The organism is Chromobacterium haemolyticum, assembly GCF_002081825.1.
In the GTDB taxonomy this organism is placed as follows: domain Bacteria; phylum Pseudomonadota; class Gammaproteobacteria; order Burkholderiales; family Chromobacteriaceae; genus Chromobacterium; species Chromobacterium fluminis.
Window position 1 is genome coordinate 66,142 of the sequence record NZ_MUKU01000002.1, and the last position, 14,777, is coordinate 80,918.

The window sequence follows — 14,777 nt, forward strand, 5'->3', positions numbered from 1 at the left end:
CGGGGCGGTTTTTGGTATCCTGCTGGGTTTCGATATTCATTCGCATCAGGCGGCGGTGCCGCCTTCAGGAGCACAGTCATGATACCCGTAAGCCAACTGGCCGACTATCTGCGCGAGCAGAGTCTGGAACTGGATCGCACCGAGCTGCAGATCGCGGTGTTGACCCTGTCCGCGGTATTGAGCGCGGACAAGCCGGCGGCGCGCCAGGACCTGTACCGCTATCGGGTGCCCAAATTGAGCGAGGACGGCAGTTGCTCCTTGTTTGAAGAACTGGCCGACGAACCGTACGATCTGGCGCCGTTGTTCGGCGGCGAAAGCCCGGAAGCCACGGCGGCCTTGCGCAATCTGCACGCGCTGGTGGAGTCGGTAAACCACAAGGTGGGCGCGGACTGGCTGGGCGTGTACCGCAAGTTAGGCAAGGGCCAGCAGGCCAAGTTGGTTAAGCTGGCCTACCAGGGCGTGCCCAGCCGCGCCGAGTTTCCTTTGACCGAGGCCTTCGCCGAGTACAGCAACAACAGCCGGGTGGGACTGACCGGCTGGGCGGTGTTGATTGAGGACGTCAAGGCTTGGCGTGCCGAGGGCGGCGGTTATTACGAGTGCGATCCCAAAGTCATGAGCGAGGTCTGCCTGCCGGTGCTGGGCCGGGACGACAATGTGCTGGGCATTCTGGACGCCGAGGCGTCCCGCGCCGGTTTCTTCACGCCGGAGCTGCTGGTGTGGCTGGCGGCGCTGGCCATCGTGTTGGCCGAGCCCTTCGCCGCTTTGCCGCTGGCGCTTGAAAATCCGGAAGCCGACCACAGTTAATAAAGATTATCGCGCGCGGATTCAGCTGCGCTTATCAGGTTTAGCGGAGAAATAATGTCATTGCCTGCTGTCGAGCTCAGCGCGGATGAGCCGAGGATGGAATACGTCGCCAGTTGCAAGCTGCCCACCCCTTGGGGTGAGTTCACCATGCATGGTTTTGAAGAAGTGGGAGGCCGCGAGCACATCGCGTTGACCCTGGGCACGATAGACGACGGCGAGCCGGTGCTGTCGCGGCTGCATTCGGAATGCCTGACCGGAGACGCGCTGTTTTCGCTGCGCTGCGACTGCGGCTTCCAATTGGAGGCGGCCTTGTCCGCCATTGCCGCCGAAGGTCGCGGCGCCTTGCTGTACCTGCGCCAGGAAGGCCGCGGCATTGGTCTGATCAACAAGATCCGCGCTTATCAGCTGCAGGACGGTGGCGCCGACACGGTGGAAGCCAACGAGCGGCTGGGCTTCCCCGCCGACATGCGTGATTTCCGCATTGCCCGTTACATGCTGGAACAGCTGGGCGTATCGCGGGTGCGGGTGATGACCAATAATCCCCGCAAGATCGAAACCCTGCGCACCGCCGGCATCGATGTGGTGGAGCGGGTGCCGCTGGAGGTGGGGCGCAATCCCCACAACGACCGCTATCTGGACACCAAGGCCAGCAAGCTGGGCCATATGTTGTTCAAGTGAATGGCCGCGTCAAAGCGGCGCAAGCAGGATGTGAACGAACGGGAGCCGAGGGCTCCCGTTTTTCATGTCAGCGCCGCAGTCAGTTCCGGCCAGCGGGCGGCTAGTTCGTCCACCTCCAGCGCGGCGGGGAAGGGCAGTCGCCGGCGCGTGGCGGCGATCTCGTAGTCAATGCCGTGGCAGTCTGCCCCCAGCAAGCGGACGCCGGCGGGCAAGGCGGCGCTCTGCGTCAGCAGCTCCGCTTCTTGTTCCGCTTCCAGCGTCGGGCCGTCAAGCCACTGCTCGGCCTCCAGCCAGCCCATGCGGCCGAAGCCTTCTATATAGCGCAACCGTTGCGGCCGCAGCCGGTAGAAGGCGAAGTCCAGCTGCAGCCAGTCTTCGGCCTCCGGCTGGTAGCGCAGGTGGCGCGCCAGCTCCAGCGGGGTGGGTTGGAAGGCTTCCATATCACCCAGCAGGGTCAGGCGCGCGCCGCTTTGGCTGGACGCCGCCGCCGGGTCCAGCAGCGCCATGCTGCAGCGCGGGTCGGCCCGCAGGTTCTTGCAGTGTTCGGCCAGCGCGCTGAGGCAGAGCGTGGGCCGGTGGCGGGCGTCGGGCACGCAGGGTATCGGTGTGGCGTAGGGGTAGCCGGCCAGCTGAGTGCTGTGAGTGGCCAGGCTGGCGTGGGCGCCGCGGTGAAGTAGATGGATGGCGGCGGCGGGCGGGATTTTCATGTTGGGTTCTCGGCGCGAAGTGGGCTCATCTTAGCCGGCGCCGGGGCCGGGCGCAAAAAAGCCCCGGCGGACCGGGGCTCAAGGAGAGAGGGCGTTGAGATTAGAACCCTGGAGTCCTGGCGATGAAGACGTTCAGGTTGGCGATGTTCAAGCTGCCCCAGCCGGTGGTGTAGTCCCAGCCCTTGGCGGCGCTGTAAGCGCCGTTGCTGCCGCTGGTGACGTCGTGATACAGCGAGGGGTTGGCCTTGAAGTATTTGTAAATCGACGGCGCCGGCGAGTGGATGTTGTTGCCGTTGGCCGATTCGATCCGCGCCCAGAAGCCGGTGAACAGCGGCGCCGCCAGGCTGGTGCCGCCGATCTGCGAGGTGCTGCCGTTGACCAGCACCAGCGCGCCGCTATTGGGGTCGGCGTCGAAGGAGACGTCGGGCACGCCGCGCTTGGTTTTGGAAATGGTCAACACGCCGGCGCTGCTCTGCCAAGCAGGGGCGCTCTCGGTATAGCTGGGGCCGCCGCCGCCGCCGTTCCAGGTGCTTTCCGACAGATACGCGGTCTTGCCGCTGGTGGACAAGGTGGTGCCTCCCACCGCGATCACGTAGGGCGATACCGCCGGGTAGCTCTGGCGCGCGGTGCGGCCGCCGCACTCGTAGGAGCCGGAGTCGCCGGTGGATACCGAGAAGGTCTGGCCCTGGGCCACCGCCGCCTGGAAGATCTGGTCGGCGCTGGCGGTCATGCCGTCGCTTTGGGCGCTGGTTTCGCATTCGCCCAGCGACACGTTGATCACCTTGGCCGTGCCGTCGCTGACCGCGGCGTTGAAGGCGGCGGTAATATCGGCGTTGGTCATCGACGGCGCCACGTAGAAGTTCATCTGTTGAACCGCGCCGCCGGCGGCGGCAAGGATGTCCTGGCTGTCCAGGTTCCATTCTTCTGTGCCGGAGGTGTCGCTGGTGGGCGTGCCGCTGTTGATCACCGAGGTGGCCACCGTGCCGTAGCCGGCGCTGCTGGCGAAGTCCTGCAGATCGCTCAGCGTCTGGCTCAGGTCGCCCTCTGCGATGATGCCGACGGTGGTGTTGCCGGCCGGCGGTAGGCTGTTCGCGTTGTAGATGGACGGGAAGTCGGTGGGAGAGTGGCCGCTGACGCTGGCGGTCTTGAAGGCCTGCGGCGTTGGGTGGCGCAAGGCGGTGTGGAACTGGTGGACGTTTTGCAGGCCGTGCACCGCCAGAACGATGTCGGCCAACTGGCTGGGCACCTGAGCGTTGGCGACATTGGCGAAGGCCTGACGGCCGTTGATGTCGTAGCGGTGCAGGGTGGTCTGGAAGCCTGCCTTGACGGTGGCGGCGCTGCCGTCGGCCGTGATCAGCAGGCGGTTGGGCGCCACCTTGATGTTGCGGAAGCCGCTGGCCTGCAAATGCTTGACCACGGTTTGTGCTTGCGCCTCGGTGGGCGAGAAGCGGCGCAGGAACTCGGCCTTGCTCAGGTAGTGCTTGCTGCGGCCTTGCAGGATGTCCTGAGTGAGCGCGTCCAGCTGCGCTTTGTCGCGTACTTTCAAGGCCACGGCGATGTGCACGCTCTGGCCGGCGGCGACTTCGCCGCTATCCTGCGCTTGCGGGATCAGCGTTTGCACAGGATGAGCCAGGGTGTTGGTGGACTGCCAGTTGAGGGTTGTTGCTTGCGCCGCGATGCTGAAGAAGGCGGCGGACACCAGTGCGACCGTGTATTGCTTGGCAAACATTCACTTCTCCTCTGAAGAAGTACCGCGCGGGCCTGCTCTTGGGCAAGGCCCTTGGACCAGGCTTGTAGTCGCTCGACGGCGCGCCTTTGATCCAGATTGGTTGCCCTTGGTGCGGAAGGGCTGCTCCCGATGGGGAACGCTGAATGTGTAATCCCAAACCTCAAGTGATGACAAGTAAATTATTGATCAGCGTCAAATCTGTATGCAAAACGCAAAAATATGAGGCATGCGATGTGTTTGTTTAATGGCTTCCATGAATATGTCTGATGGGTTGTGAGGCGCTTGGCGTTTCTTCAGCGCTGCGCGATTGGAGGCTAAACAGGAGAGGGGTGGTTGAGGCTGCGATTTTACTCATGCGGCGCATGAGTTTTTGCTGCGCTAGCCAACGTGCGGACTGGTGACGCGCCGTGGGCGCTGACGGGGGCTTAGAACCTGTTCAAAGTCTGCTGCGCTTCATGAGGCGCTGCAGGGTGGGTGCGCCTCCGGAATGCTATTTACCACTTGTAAACTCCGCTTCCTCAGCCGTTTTCGCCTTGTCTCGCTCTTGCTCACGAGACTTTAGAGCAGGCTTTTACAACCGCAAGGCCGTCAGCAAGGCGTTCTCCAGCGCCAGCACCGTCTTATCGTCGTTGAGGCCGGGGCCGGAGATCAGGAAGGAGTCTTCGGCGCGGCTGCCCAGAGTCATGATCTTGGCGGATTGCACATTCATCCGGTAGTCGGACAGCACTTTGGCGATGCGCGCCAGCAGGCCGGGGCGGTCCCCGGCGACGATGGACAGCACGTAGAAGCTGGCTTTGTCATCCGGGCGAATCAAGATCTGCGGCGTGATTGGGAAGTGTTTGAGGTGGCGGCTGATGCGACCGGAGGCGGGCAGGCTCAATTCGCCCTCCTGGCGCAGGCACTCGGCCAGTTCGAACTCGATGAAATTGATCATGTCGCGATAATCGCCGTCATGATGCTCGGGCACGAAGACGTGGAAAGTGTCCAGCGCGTAGCCGTGGCGGGTGGTGTAAACCTTGGCGTCGGCAATGCTGTAGTGGGTGCGGCCGAAAAAAGCGCAGGCGCGGGCGAACAGTTCCGGGCGGTCCCGGGTGTAGATCAGCACCTGGATGCCTTCGTGGTCGTCGGACAGCCGGGCGCGCACCAGCGGCCCGTCGGCATGGACGAAGCGGTTGAGCAGCCGCGCGTGCCAGGCGATCTCCTTGGCTTCGTGGCGCAGGAAGTAGACGGTGTCCAGCTCCTGCCACAGCGCGGCCTCCACGCCGCTCGGCACCGCGTGCAGGCGCAGCAGAGCCTGGGCCTGGTGTTTGCGCTCCTCAAGCTCCGAGGCGACGTCCAACTGGCCGCCGCGCACCAGTTGGCGCATCGCCGCGTGATAAAGGTCTTCCAGCAGCTTGGCTTTCCACGCGTTCCAGACTTTGGGGCTGGTGCCGCGGATATCGGCCACGGTCAGCAGGTAGAGCGCGGTCAGCCGGCGCGGCGTGCCGGCCAGTTCGGCGAAGCGGCGCACGGTTTCCGGGTCGTAAATGTCTTGCTTCTGCGCCACGCTGGACATGGTCAGGTGCTGACCCACCAGCCAGACCACTAGCTCGCCGTCTTCGGCCGGCAAGCCATGCTGGCGGCAAAAGTCCGCGGCGTCCGCCATGCCCAGCGTCGAGTGGTCGCCGCCGCGGCCCTTGGCAATGTCGTGGAACAGGCCGGCCAGGTACAGCGTTTCCGGCCGCTCGAAGTCGTTGATCAGCCGGGACATCAGCGGATATTCGTGGGTAAAGGCGCTGCTGGCGAAGCGGCGCAGATTGCGTACCACCATCAGGATGTGCTCGTCCACGGTGTAGACGTGGAACAGGTCGTGCTGCATCTGGCCGACGATGTGGCCGAAATTGGGCAGGTAGCGGCCCAGCACCCCGTATAGATTCATCCGCCGCAGGCAGCGCGTTAGTCCGTTGGGCTCCCGGAACAACTGCAGGAACAGCTCGCGGTTGCGCGGGTTGTTGCGAAAGCGTTCGTTGATGTGGCTGCGCGCGTGCCACAGTGCACGCAGCATGCGCGGAGCGAAACCGCTCAGTTCCGGGTTGCGCTGCAACATCAGAAAGGCTTCCAGAATGGCGGACGGGTATTTCTCGAACACGTCCGGCTGACGGATGCCCAGCATGCCGTTGACCGAGTAGAAACGCTCGTTAAGGTTCTGAGTGACGCGCGGCACTTGGGAGTAGATCCTGCCGCGCAGATTGGGCAGCAGGATGCCGTTGAGCTGGTTAACGGTTTTGGCGGCGCGGTAATACAGCTGCATCGCCTGTTCGCTGGCGCGCTTGGCCGGGGTGTCCTGCAGGCCCAGCGCTCGGCCCAATTGCTGTTGCAAATCGAATATCAGCCGATCTTCGCGCCGGTGCGCCAGCAGGTGCAGCTCGATGCGCAGGCCCAGCAACTGGCGTTCGCTGTGCTTGATCAGCCGCGCCTCGGCCAAAGTCAGGATGCCGCGGCGCACCAGCGCGTCCCAATTGTCGCCCAGGCCGATGGCCTTGCTGATCCACAGAATAGTGTGCAGATCGCGCAGGCCGCCCGGGCTTTCCTTGATATTGGGCTCCAGATTGTTGCCGACGCCGAAGTGGCGAGTGTGGCGCTGTTGCTGTTCCTGGGTCTTGCCTTCGAAAAAGGCCAGCGGGTCGCGCTGGCGGTCCAGCAGTGTGCTCATGCGTCGCCAGGGTGCGGCATCGCCGGCGATTAGCCTGTTTTCAAGCAGATTGGTTTCAATGGTGATGTCGCCGCGCGCCTCGGACAAGCATTCCTCGACAGTGCGCACGCTGTGGCCTATTTCCAGACCCACGTCCCATAATTGGCTGATGAAGGCGCCGACGCGTTCGCCCACCTCCGGCGAGGGCGGCTGGTCCAGCAGCACCAGCAGGTCGATGTCGGAGTGGGGGAAAAGCTGGCCGCGGCCGTAACCGCCCACGGCGATCAGGCTGGCGACGCCGTCCAGGCCGGATTCCGCCCACAGTGCTTGCAAGGCGCCGTCCACCGTCTGGCTGTGCCGCTTCAGATACTCCTGAGGATTGCGCTGCTCGCGGTATTGCCCGGTCAGAGCCTGACGTTTGCCGGCCAGATCCTGGCGCATGCGGGCGAGGGAGTCCGCGGCCGGCGAGCTCATGTCAGCGCCTTTCCTGTCTGGCGATGATGGCGACGCCCGCCACCAGGAACAGCAAGGTGGGCAGCGTGGCGGACAGGATGGGGTTCCAGTCGTATAGCAGGCCCAGATGGCCGAACAGACGGTTCACGAAGTGGAAGGCGATGCCCAGACAGATGCCGCCGAACAGGCGGATGCCCAGTTGGCCGTGGCGGCGCTGCTGCGGGGTGAAGGCCAGCGCCACCAGGGCCATTGAGATGCAGGCCAGCGGATAGAAGAGCTTGCTCCACAGTGCGATCTCATAGCGCTGGGTCTGTTGCTTGTTGCTGCGCAAGTGCTCCAGATAGGTCAGCAGCGCGCTGGCCGACATCTGTTCCGGCACGACCAGCAGCACCGACAGGATTTCCGGCTCGACGATGGATTTCCAAGACAGCTCCGGATAATGGCGGCTGACCGACTGATCCGCGCCTAGCGTGGTTTCGCGCACATTGATCAGACGCCATTGCTGCTCGTCCTTGGAGAAGGAGCCGCGTTCGGCGTAACGGGTGCGAACCAGGCGGAAATCATTGTCGTAGGTGTAGATGCGCACGCCCAGCAGCGAGGTGTCCGGCAGCATCTCGTGAACGTTGATGAAGTTTTGATTGTCCTTGACCCAGATGCCGGAGCGGAATTCCTGCGCCACCATCGAGTGGGTGGCGGACAGCTTCAGGCTTTGCGCCTGCTGGCCGGCGCGAGGCGCCAGCACCTCGCCCAGCAGCACGGTGAGCAGGGCGAAGCCGAGGCCGAACTTCAGCAGCGTGGCGGCGATTTGCGGCAGCGTCACGCCGCTGGTGCGTATCACCGTGTATTCGCTGCTGGTGGCCAGCTGGGTCATCGCCACCATGCCGCCGATCAAGACCGCCAGCGGCATTAACTCGTAAGCGTGGCCGGGCATCAGCAGCGCGACATAGCCCAGCATTTTGCCCAGGGTGTAGCTGCCCTTGCCCAGATTGGGCACTTCGGCCAGCAGGTCGAAGAAGCCATACAGACCCAGCAGGGCCAGCAGGGTGAACAAGGTCGCCTGGCTCAGGGTGGCGACGATGTAGCGATGAATCAGTTTCATGACGGGATCAGGATTTCCGGAACAACAGGGACAAGGCCTGGCCGATGGGACGGGCCGGCCGGTTGCGGTAGCTCAACAGCGCCAGCGCCAACGCCAGCATGGCCAAGTGCACCAGCAGCACCAGCCAGACGCCGGCTTTGCCCTGGGCCACCCAGTTGCGGGCCACGGTCAGTCCGTTCTGATAAACAAAGAAAACCAGCAAGGACAGCAGTAGATTGTAAGTCTGGCCGCTGCGCGGGTTGAAATAGGACATCGGGATCGCCAGCAGCGCCAGGATCACGCAGCTGATCGGCATCGACAGCCGCCAGGCCAGCTCGGCGCGGTAGTCGGAGGAATCCTGGCTCAGCAACTGGGCGGTGGGAATGGCCTGACGGTTGCCGGACGGGCCGGGTATCTGCTGACTTTCACCGATGCCGGCGGTGTAGCGTTGAAATTCCGCCACCTCGTAATTGGCGCTGCCGGGCTCGCCTACGTAGCGCTGTCCATGCTCCAACACCACCACGCGCTCGCCGTCCGGCTTAGTGGTAATAAAACCGGATTTGGCGAAAATGGTGGCCACTTTGCCGTCGGTGATTTCCTGCATGAAAATATTAGTGGCCGCGCCGTGCTCGCCGGAGTAGTTCTCGATGAAATAGACCTTGTTGGACGAGGCCGATTCCTTGAACACGCCGGGGGAGATCGCGGAAACCTCTTCGCGGCGTTTGATCTGTTCGGCATAGTCCTGGCTGCGTTGGTCGGCCCACGGGCCGATGAACAGGGTGACGCCGGCGATCAGCATCGCCAGCGGCAGGGTGAAGCGCATCACCGGCCACACCCAATTGTTCAGCGACAGGCCGGAGCTGAGCCAGACCACCATCTCGTGATCGCGCCAAATACGGGTCAACACCACCAAAATAGTGGCGAAAACCGTCAAAATCATCAATACCGGGAAAAAGCCCAGCGTGGTGAAACCAAGCACCGCGGCAACGGCCTCGTTGGCCATTTGTCCTTCGGCTGCGCGGCCTAGTAGATTGACTGCCTGAGTGGAAACGATAATCGCCAGGAGCACGATGAAAACGCCTAATGCGCTCAAAGTCAGCTCGCGAGTCAGGCTTTTTTGAAAAACCATTTATTCAGTGCCTTTTTGACTTTTCATGAAAAGCATTGTGATAATTCCGGGGACCATCCAGAAACGTCAAAAACAGACGATTTCGGAATCAACAACAAAATCCGTCTTCACCGGAAGGCCGGGCCGTCAGGATTGTACCTGCGCATCGACGGCCGGTTAAGAGGTGGAGCTACAGACACTCGCTCTACACGGGAGTTCTCAATGGAATTTAACATAAAAAGCGGCAGTCCGGAAAAGCAACGGGTAGCTTGCGTTATCGTCGGCGTATACGAATCCCGCAAGCTGACCTTCGCAGCGGATTTGCTGGATCGCATCTCAAATGGCTTCATCAGCGACGTGCTGCGTCACGGCGACATGGAAGGGAAATTGGGCAGCACGCTGGTGCTGCACTCGGTGCCGCACACTCTGTGCGACCGGGTGATGCTGGTGGGCTTGGGCAAGGAGAGAGAGTTCCGCGCCAAGGAATACCGCGAGGCGGTGCGGGCCTCGGTCAAGGCCCTGACCCAGACTTCAGCGGTGGAGGCGGTCAGCTACCTGAGCGAACTGACAGTCAAGAAGCACGATGTAGAGTGGATGATAGAGCAGGCGGCGGTGGTGACGTTGGACGCCTTGTACCGTTTCGACCGCTTCAAGAGCAAGGTGGACGAATCCGTCCGCGAGCCGCGCAAGCTGACGCTGGCGGTGCCGCGCCGCAGCGACCTCGCCGACGGTGAAAAGGGCCTGCAGCGCGGCTTGGCCATCGGCAGCGGCATGAGGCTGGCCAAGGATCTGGGCAATCTGCCGGGCAATGTTTGCACCCCCAGCTATCTGGGCGAAGAAGCGCGCCAGATGGCCGCGGCTTTCGGCGCGGACGCGGAACTCCTGGGCCCCAAGGAAATCGCCGAACTGGGCATGGGTTCTTTCCTGTCCGTGGCCAAGGGCAGCGTTGAAGAGGCGCGACTGATCGTGCTGCGCCACCACGGCGCCAAGGACAAGGGCGACAAGCCCATCGTCATGGTGGGCAAGGGCATTACCTTCGATTCCGGGGGCATTTCGCTGAAGCCGGGCGAGGGCATGGACGAGATGAAGTACGATATGTGCGGCGCGGCCACCGTGCTGGGCGCCTTCCGCGCCGCAGTGGAAATGAACCTGCCGCTGAACCTGGTCGCCATCGTGCCCACTTGCGAAAACATGCCCAACGGCAACGCGCTGAAGCCGGGTGACATTGTCACCTCGATGTCCGGCCAGACCATCGAGATTCTGAACACCGACGCCGAGGGCCGGCTGATCCTGTGCGACGCGCTGACCTACGCCGAGCGCTTCGACCCGGCGACCGTGATCGACGTGGCCACGCTGACCGGGGCCTGCGTGGTCGCGCTGGGTCATATCGCGACCGCGCTGTACAGCAACCAGGACAGTTTGGCGCGCGAGCTGCTGGCCGCTGGCGAGGAAGTGGCCGACCGCGCTTGGCACATGCCGCTGTGGGACGAGTACCAGGACATGTTGAAGAGCCCGTTCGCTGATATGGCGAACATCGGCGGACGTCCGGGCGGCAGCATCACCGCGGCCTGCTTCCTGTCCCGCTACGCCAAGGCTTACGACTGGGCGCATCTGGATATCGCCGGCACCGCCTGGAAGGGCGGCAAGGACAAGGGCGCCACCGCGCGTCCGGTACCCTTGCTGGTGCAGTTCCTGCAAGACCGCGCGGATATCGCGCTGGGCAATGTGGTGCGACGCGGCCGTCCGCGCCGTGAAACCCCTGAAACGGTGGATGATGAGCAGGATTGATTTTTACACCAAAGTGGCCGACCCGCAGGGCTTCGCCTGCCTGCTGGCGGCCACGGTGATGCGCAAGGGGGAGCGGCTGCTGGTCTGGTTCGACAGCGAGCAGCAGCTTGATACCTTCAGCCGGCAGCTGTGGAGTTTCGGCGATACCCGCTTCGTGCCGCACTGCAGGCTGGGCGCAGACGAGGCGGCCGACACGCCGATCTGGCTGACCGCTCGCTTGCCGGATGCGTTGGAGCACCCGGTATTGTTGAATCTGGGTTCGAATTTGCCGGAGCGGATGGAGCGCTTTGATCGTATTCTGGAAATAGTCGGACGCGACGAAGCGTCGCTGGAGACGGCGCGCCTGCGGTTCAAGGCGTATCGCGAGCGCGGTTATGCAATCGAACATCACGACATGAGCAACAAGTGACCATGAGCGAGCCGTCAAAGCCCAAAGAGCCTGACTGGTCCGGCCTCAACCTGCCGGTGTTGACCGAGGTGGTGGATGAGTCGCAAGTGCCCACCTTGGGCGACGAAGTCATCGACATTCCCGATTTTGATTTCTCCAGTGAACTGGACGCGCTGGCCGACCAGTTGGGCCAGCCACCGCAAGATTTGCCCGCCGAACTGGAAATTCCCGAACTGAGCCTGGAAGAACTGATCGCCGCCCCTGTTCCCGGCGAAGAACCTTTGCTGGACCTGGCTTCGCTGCCGTCGCTGGACTTGGACGACATACCCGCCTCCGAGCTGGGCATCGAGCAAGTGTTGCCGGGCTGGAGCCCCGCCGTGGCCTCGCCGGAAGCGGCGCTGCCGGCGGCGGCGGAGGCCGGTGATTTCGAATTCTTGTTGCAGCCGGTTGGCGAGGAGCCGCCGACGGAGGCTTTGGCCGATGAGTTCGCGCCCATCGCGGAAGAGGCGCCGGCCGCGATGCCTGATCGGGCGCTCGATACCGAGCCGCTAGTTGCCGAGGCTGAGCCGGTAATGGAGGCCGCGCTTGCGGCCGCCGAGTCGGAGCCCGTTGGCACCGAGATTCCGGACGCGGAGGCGCCGCCCGCCGTGCCGGATGTCGGTGCGGCCGAGACCCTGATCGAGCCGTCCGCGCCGACGCCTTTCACTTCCATTTCCTTGGATAGCCTGCCCACCGGCGTGCTGGGCGGTGGAGTCGGACCGGAAACCCAGGTGGACAGCTTGCTGCCGAGTTGGCCGGAGAGCTCGGAGGAGGAAGCCGCCCCCGTCTGGCCGGAGTCCGCCGAGGCCCCAGCCGTCGGCTTGCCGGACGCTGCGGCGGACGATCTGGAACAATTTGCGCCGCTCCAGGGCGAGAGCGCCGTCGAAGCCTCGCCTGAAATGAATGAGCCGCCTGTGCCGGCGTTTGACGTCGCGCCGGCGGTAGCGCCCGAAGCGATATTCGAATCGGCGGAGGCACTTCCCGATGCGATGATTTCGCCGGAGTCCGCCGTCGCCTCGGCGCTTGCTGTGCCGGGAGAGGAGCCCTTGCTGGCCGAGATCGACCAGGCGCTGGCGGGTTTGCAGACTGAGCCTGTCTTGGCGATGCCGGAGGCCGTTGAGGCGGAGGCGCATGAGCCTCCGGCTACGGCGGAAGCGCCAATGATGGATGTCGCGTTTGTCGAAGCGGCGGCAGAGCCTGTGCAGGACGAGGCGTTGGAGCCGCAAGCCGCCGAGTTGGAAGTCCCGCAGCTGGACGCTGGGTTTGCCGAGCTGGCGGAAGCCGAAGCGGCGGCAGAGCCTGTGCAGGACGAGGCGTTGGAGTCGCAAGCCGCCGAGTTGGAAGTCCCGCAGCTGGACGCTGGGTTTGCCGAGCCGGCGGAAGCCGAAGCGGCGGCAGAGCCTGTGCAGGACGAGGCGTTGGAGCCGCAAGCCGCCGAGTTGGAAGTCCCGCAGCTGGACGCTGGGTTTGCCGAGCCGGCGGAAGCCGAAGCGGCGGCAGAGCCTGTGCAGGACGAGGCGTTGGAGCCGCAAGCCGCCGAGTTGAAAGTCCCGCAGCTGGACGCTGGGTTTGCCGAGCCGGCGGAAGCCGAAGCGGCGGCAGAGCCTGTGTTGGACGAGGCGTTGGAGCCGCAAGCCGCCGAGTTGGAAATCCCGCAATTGGACGCTGGGTTTGCCGAGCCGGCGGAAGCCGAAGCGGCGGCAGAGCCTGTGTTGGACGAGGCGTTGGAGCCGCAAGCCGCCGAGTTGGAAATCCCGCAATTGGACGCTGGGTTTGCCGAGCCGGCGGAAGCCGAAGCGGCGGCAGAGCCTGTGTTGGATGAGGCGTTGGAGCTGCAAGCCGCCGAGTTGGACGTCTCGCATCTGGACGCTGAGTGTGCCGAGCCGGCGGAAGCCGAAGCGGCAGCCGCGCCTGTGCTGGACGAGGCGTTGGAGCCGCAAGCCACCGAGTTGGACGTCCCGCATCTGGACGCTGTGTTTGCCGAGCCGGCGGAAGCCGAAGCGACGGCAGAGCCTGTGTTGGACGAGGCGCTGGAATCGCTAGCCGTCGAACCGGAGGTCCCGCAGCAGGGCGCTGGGTTTGCCGAGCCGGCGGAAGTCGAAGCGGTAGCCGAGCCTGTATTGGATCAAATGCTGGAGCCGCAAGCGGCCGAGCCGGCAATGCCCTTGGCGGACGTCGAGCCCGAGTCCTTGGCCCTGGCCGAGGGCGAGATTCCCGAACTGACGGTGCTGGAGTCCGAACCCGAGACCGAGACCGAGACGGATGGGATGGGGGCCGCGGAGTTGGCGGCGGGAGCCGGGGCGCTGGCCGCTGCGGGCCTGGCGTTGGCTGCCGGCGCGGCGTCGTCGGGAGAACCCGAGCGGGAAGCCGTTTCCGACGGGCCGACGGCGCGCGGAGTGGAAGTCTTGAAAGTATCCGAGGTGGCTTCGGCCGCTGCGGCGGCCGCGATGATGTCGCCCCAAGCGGTGAATGCGCCGCCGGGCACGGTGGCGGTGATAGACGAACAGGCTTTGCTGCAGTCCATGTACGAAAAAATGCTGCCGCGGATGAAGGTGGAACTGTCGCTGTGGTTGCAGGACGCTTTGGAGCTACAAGCCAAGCAGATGCTGTCCGGCGTAATGCATCAGCTCAAGGAGGATTACGAGATGCTGTTCGGCGAAGCCTTGAAGGAGAGCCTGCGTCAGACAATCAACTCTTTGGGCAAGATTGAAAAGGATGGGAAACGCGATGAGTGACAGATTGTCGCATATCGTCACCAGGTCCGGCGACGATGGCAGCACCGGCCTGGGCGACGGCAGCAGGGTGGGCAAGGACAGCTTGCGCATCCGCGCGTTGGGTGAGGTGGACGAATTGAACTCGGTGCTGGGGGTCTTGCTGGCGGAAAGGCTGCCGGACGAGGCCAGGGCTTGGCTGTCCGAGGCGCAGCATGATTTGTTCGACCTGGGCTCGGAGCTGGCGGTGCCCGGCTACAGCGCTTTGGGCGCCGAGCACGTGCAGGCGCTGGAGGCCGTGGTGGCCTTCCTCAACGAGGATTTGCCGCCGCTGAAGGAGTTCATCCTGCCTGGCGGCGGCCGGGCGGCCGCGTTGTCGCACCAAGCGCGATCGGTGTGTCGTCGCGCAGAGCGCGCGGTGGTGGCGCTGGCGCAGCAGGAGACGGTGTCCGACGCGGCGCGCCGCTATCTGAACCGTCTGTCTGATCTGCTGTTTGTGCTGTCGCGTTATCTGAACCGCCAGGCCGGCGAACCGGACGTGCTGTGGCGGCCGGGGCGCAAAACCGGCGAAGTCTAAGCAGGACGATTCGGCAAAAAAACGGCAATCCACAAGGATTGCCGTT

At 63.9% G+C, this 14,777-nt stretch carries 11 protein-coding genes; 6 read left to right on the plus strand and 5 right to left on the minus strand.

Going from position 1 to position 14,777, the window contains the following annotated elements; all coding sequences use genetic code 11:
- The first annotated feature begins 78 nt into the window (after positions 1–78).
- Together B0T39_RS01565 and ribA are read left to right on the plus strand one after the other, a co-directional pair.
- Entirely contained in the window at positions 79–804 is a 726-nt protein-coding gene (locus tag B0T39_RS01565) for a GAF domain-containing protein (RefSeq protein WP_081544493.1), read from the plus strand.
- Positions 805–900: 96 nt separating this feature from the next.
- Positions 901–1,482, plus strand: coding sequence for a GTP cyclohydrolase II (gene ribA, locus B0T39_RS01570; protein ID WP_081544494.1), 582 nt, complete (start codon positions 901–903; stop codon positions 1,480–1,482).
- Between the two features lie 62 nt (positions 1,483–1,544).
- Here ribA and B0T39_RS01575 read toward each other — a convergent pair whose 3' ends face one another.
- The 5 genes from B0T39_RS01575 to lptF all read right to left on the minus strand — a co-directional run bounded on the left by B0T39_RS01575 (position 1,545) and on the right by lptF (position 9,249).
- Positions 1,545–2,189: a HugZ family protein gene (locus B0T39_RS01575; RefSeq protein ID WP_081544495.1), complete on the minus strand. Its 645-nt coding sequence runs from the start codon at positions 2,187–2,189 to the stop codon at positions 1,545–1,547.
- Between the two features lie 100 nt (positions 2,190–2,289).
- Positions 2,290–3,918 (minus strand): S53 family peptidase, encoded by a 1,629-nt coding sequence (locus B0T39_RS01580; protein ID WP_081544496.1) that lies wholly within the window; start codon positions 3,916–3,918, stop codon positions 2,290–2,292.
- A gap of 571 nt (positions 3,919–4,489) precedes the next feature.
- Complete coding sequence (locus B0T39_RS01585) at positions 4,490–7,063, minus strand: [protein-PII] uridylyltransferase (RefSeq protein WP_081544497.1); 2,574 nt, start codon at positions 7,061–7,063, stop codon at positions 4,490–4,492.
- A 1-nt stretch (position 7,064) separates the two neighbouring features.
- Positions 7,065–8,141 carry an LPS export ABC transporter permease LptG gene (gene lptG, locus B0T39_RS01590; RefSeq protein WP_081544498.1) on the minus strand — a complete coding sequence of 359 codons (1,077 nt, stop codon included), beginning with the start codon at positions 8,139–8,141 and terminating at the stop codon, positions 7,065–7,067.
- Between the two features lie 7 nt (positions 8,142–8,148).
- A complete protein-coding gene (gene lptF, locus B0T39_RS01595) occupies positions 8,149–9,249 on the minus strand; it encodes an LPS export ABC transporter permease LptF (protein ID WP_081544499.1) in 1,101 nt (366 codons plus the stop codon).
- 201 nt (positions 9,250–9,450) lie between these two features.
- On the opposite strand from lptF, the gene B0T39_RS01600 reads away from it, so the two are divergent.
- From B0T39_RS01600 to B0T39_RS01615, 4 genes are read left to right on the plus strand one after another with little or no spacing between them, the layout of a single operon-like run.
- Positions 9,451–11,016, plus strand: coding sequence for a leucyl aminopeptidase (locus B0T39_RS01600; RefSeq protein WP_081544500.1), 1,566 nt, complete (start codon positions 9,451–9,453; stop codon positions 11,014–11,016).
- A complete protein-coding gene (locus tag B0T39_RS01605) occupies positions 11,000–11,425 on the plus strand; it encodes a DNA polymerase III subunit chi (protein WP_019104311.1) in 426 nt (141 codons plus the stop codon). The genes B0T39_RS01600 and B0T39_RS01605 overlap by 17 nt, the downstream gene beginning before the upstream one ends.
- Positions 11,426–11,427: 2 nt before the next feature.
- Complete coding sequence (locus tag B0T39_RS01610; protein ID WP_081544501.1) at positions 11,428–14,178, plus strand: hypothetical protein; 2,751 nt, start codon at positions 11,428–11,430, stop codon at positions 14,176–14,178.
- The gene (locus B0T39_RS01615; protein ID WP_081544502.1) at positions 14,171–14,731 is read left to right on the plus strand and encodes a cob(I)yrinic acid a,c-diamide adenosyltransferase; all 561 of its coding nucleotides are present in this window, start codon (positions 14,171–14,173) and stop codon (positions 14,729–14,731) included. The genes B0T39_RS01610 and B0T39_RS01615 overlap by 8 nt, the downstream gene beginning before the upstream one ends.
- Positions 14,732–14,777: the final 46 nt, after the last annotated feature.

Bases quoted from the DNA above. Each gene is read 5' to 3' on its own strand.
- B0T39_RS01565 (WP_081544493.1), top strand. From the start codon at position 79: ATGATACCCGTAAGCCAACTGGCCGACTATCTGCGCGAGCAGAGTCTG.
- ribA (WP_081544494.1), top strand. From the start codon at position 901: ATGGAATACGTCGCCAGTTGCAAGCTGCCCACCCCTTGGGGTGAGTTC.
- B0T39_RS01575 (WP_081544495.1), bottom strand. From the start codon at position 2,189: ATGAAAATCCCGCCCGCCGCCGCCATCCATCTACTTCACCGCGGCGCC.
- B0T39_RS01580 (WP_081544496.1), bottom strand. From the start codon at position 3,918: ATGTTTGCCAAGCAATACACGGTCGCACTGGTGTCCGCCGCCTTCTTC.
- B0T39_RS01585 (WP_081544497.1), bottom strand. From the start codon at position 7,063: ATGAGCTCGCCGGCCGCGGACTCCCTCGCCCGCATGCGCCAGGATCTG.
- lptG (WP_081544498.1), bottom strand. From the start codon at position 8,141: ATGAAACTGATTCATCGCTACATCGTCGCCACCCTGAGCCAGGCGACC.
- lptF (WP_081544499.1), bottom strand. From the start codon at position 9,249: ATGGTTTTTCAAAAAAGCCTGACTCGCGAGCTGACTTTGAGCGCATTA.
- B0T39_RS01600 (WP_081544500.1), top strand. From the start codon at position 9,451: ATGGAATTTAACATAAAAAGCGGCAGTCCGGAAAAGCAACGGGTAGCT.
- B0T39_RS01605 (WP_019104311.1), top strand. From the start codon at position 11,000: ATGATGAGCAGGATTGATTTTTACACCAAAGTGGCCGACCCGCAGGGC.
- B0T39_RS01610 (WP_081544501.1), top strand. From the start codon at position 11,428: ATGAGCGAGCCGTCAAAGCCCAAAGAGCCTGACTGGTCCGGCCTCAAC.
- B0T39_RS01615 (WP_081544502.1), top strand. From the start codon at position 14,171: ATGAGTGACAGATTGTCGCATATCGTCACCAGGTCCGGCGACGATGGC.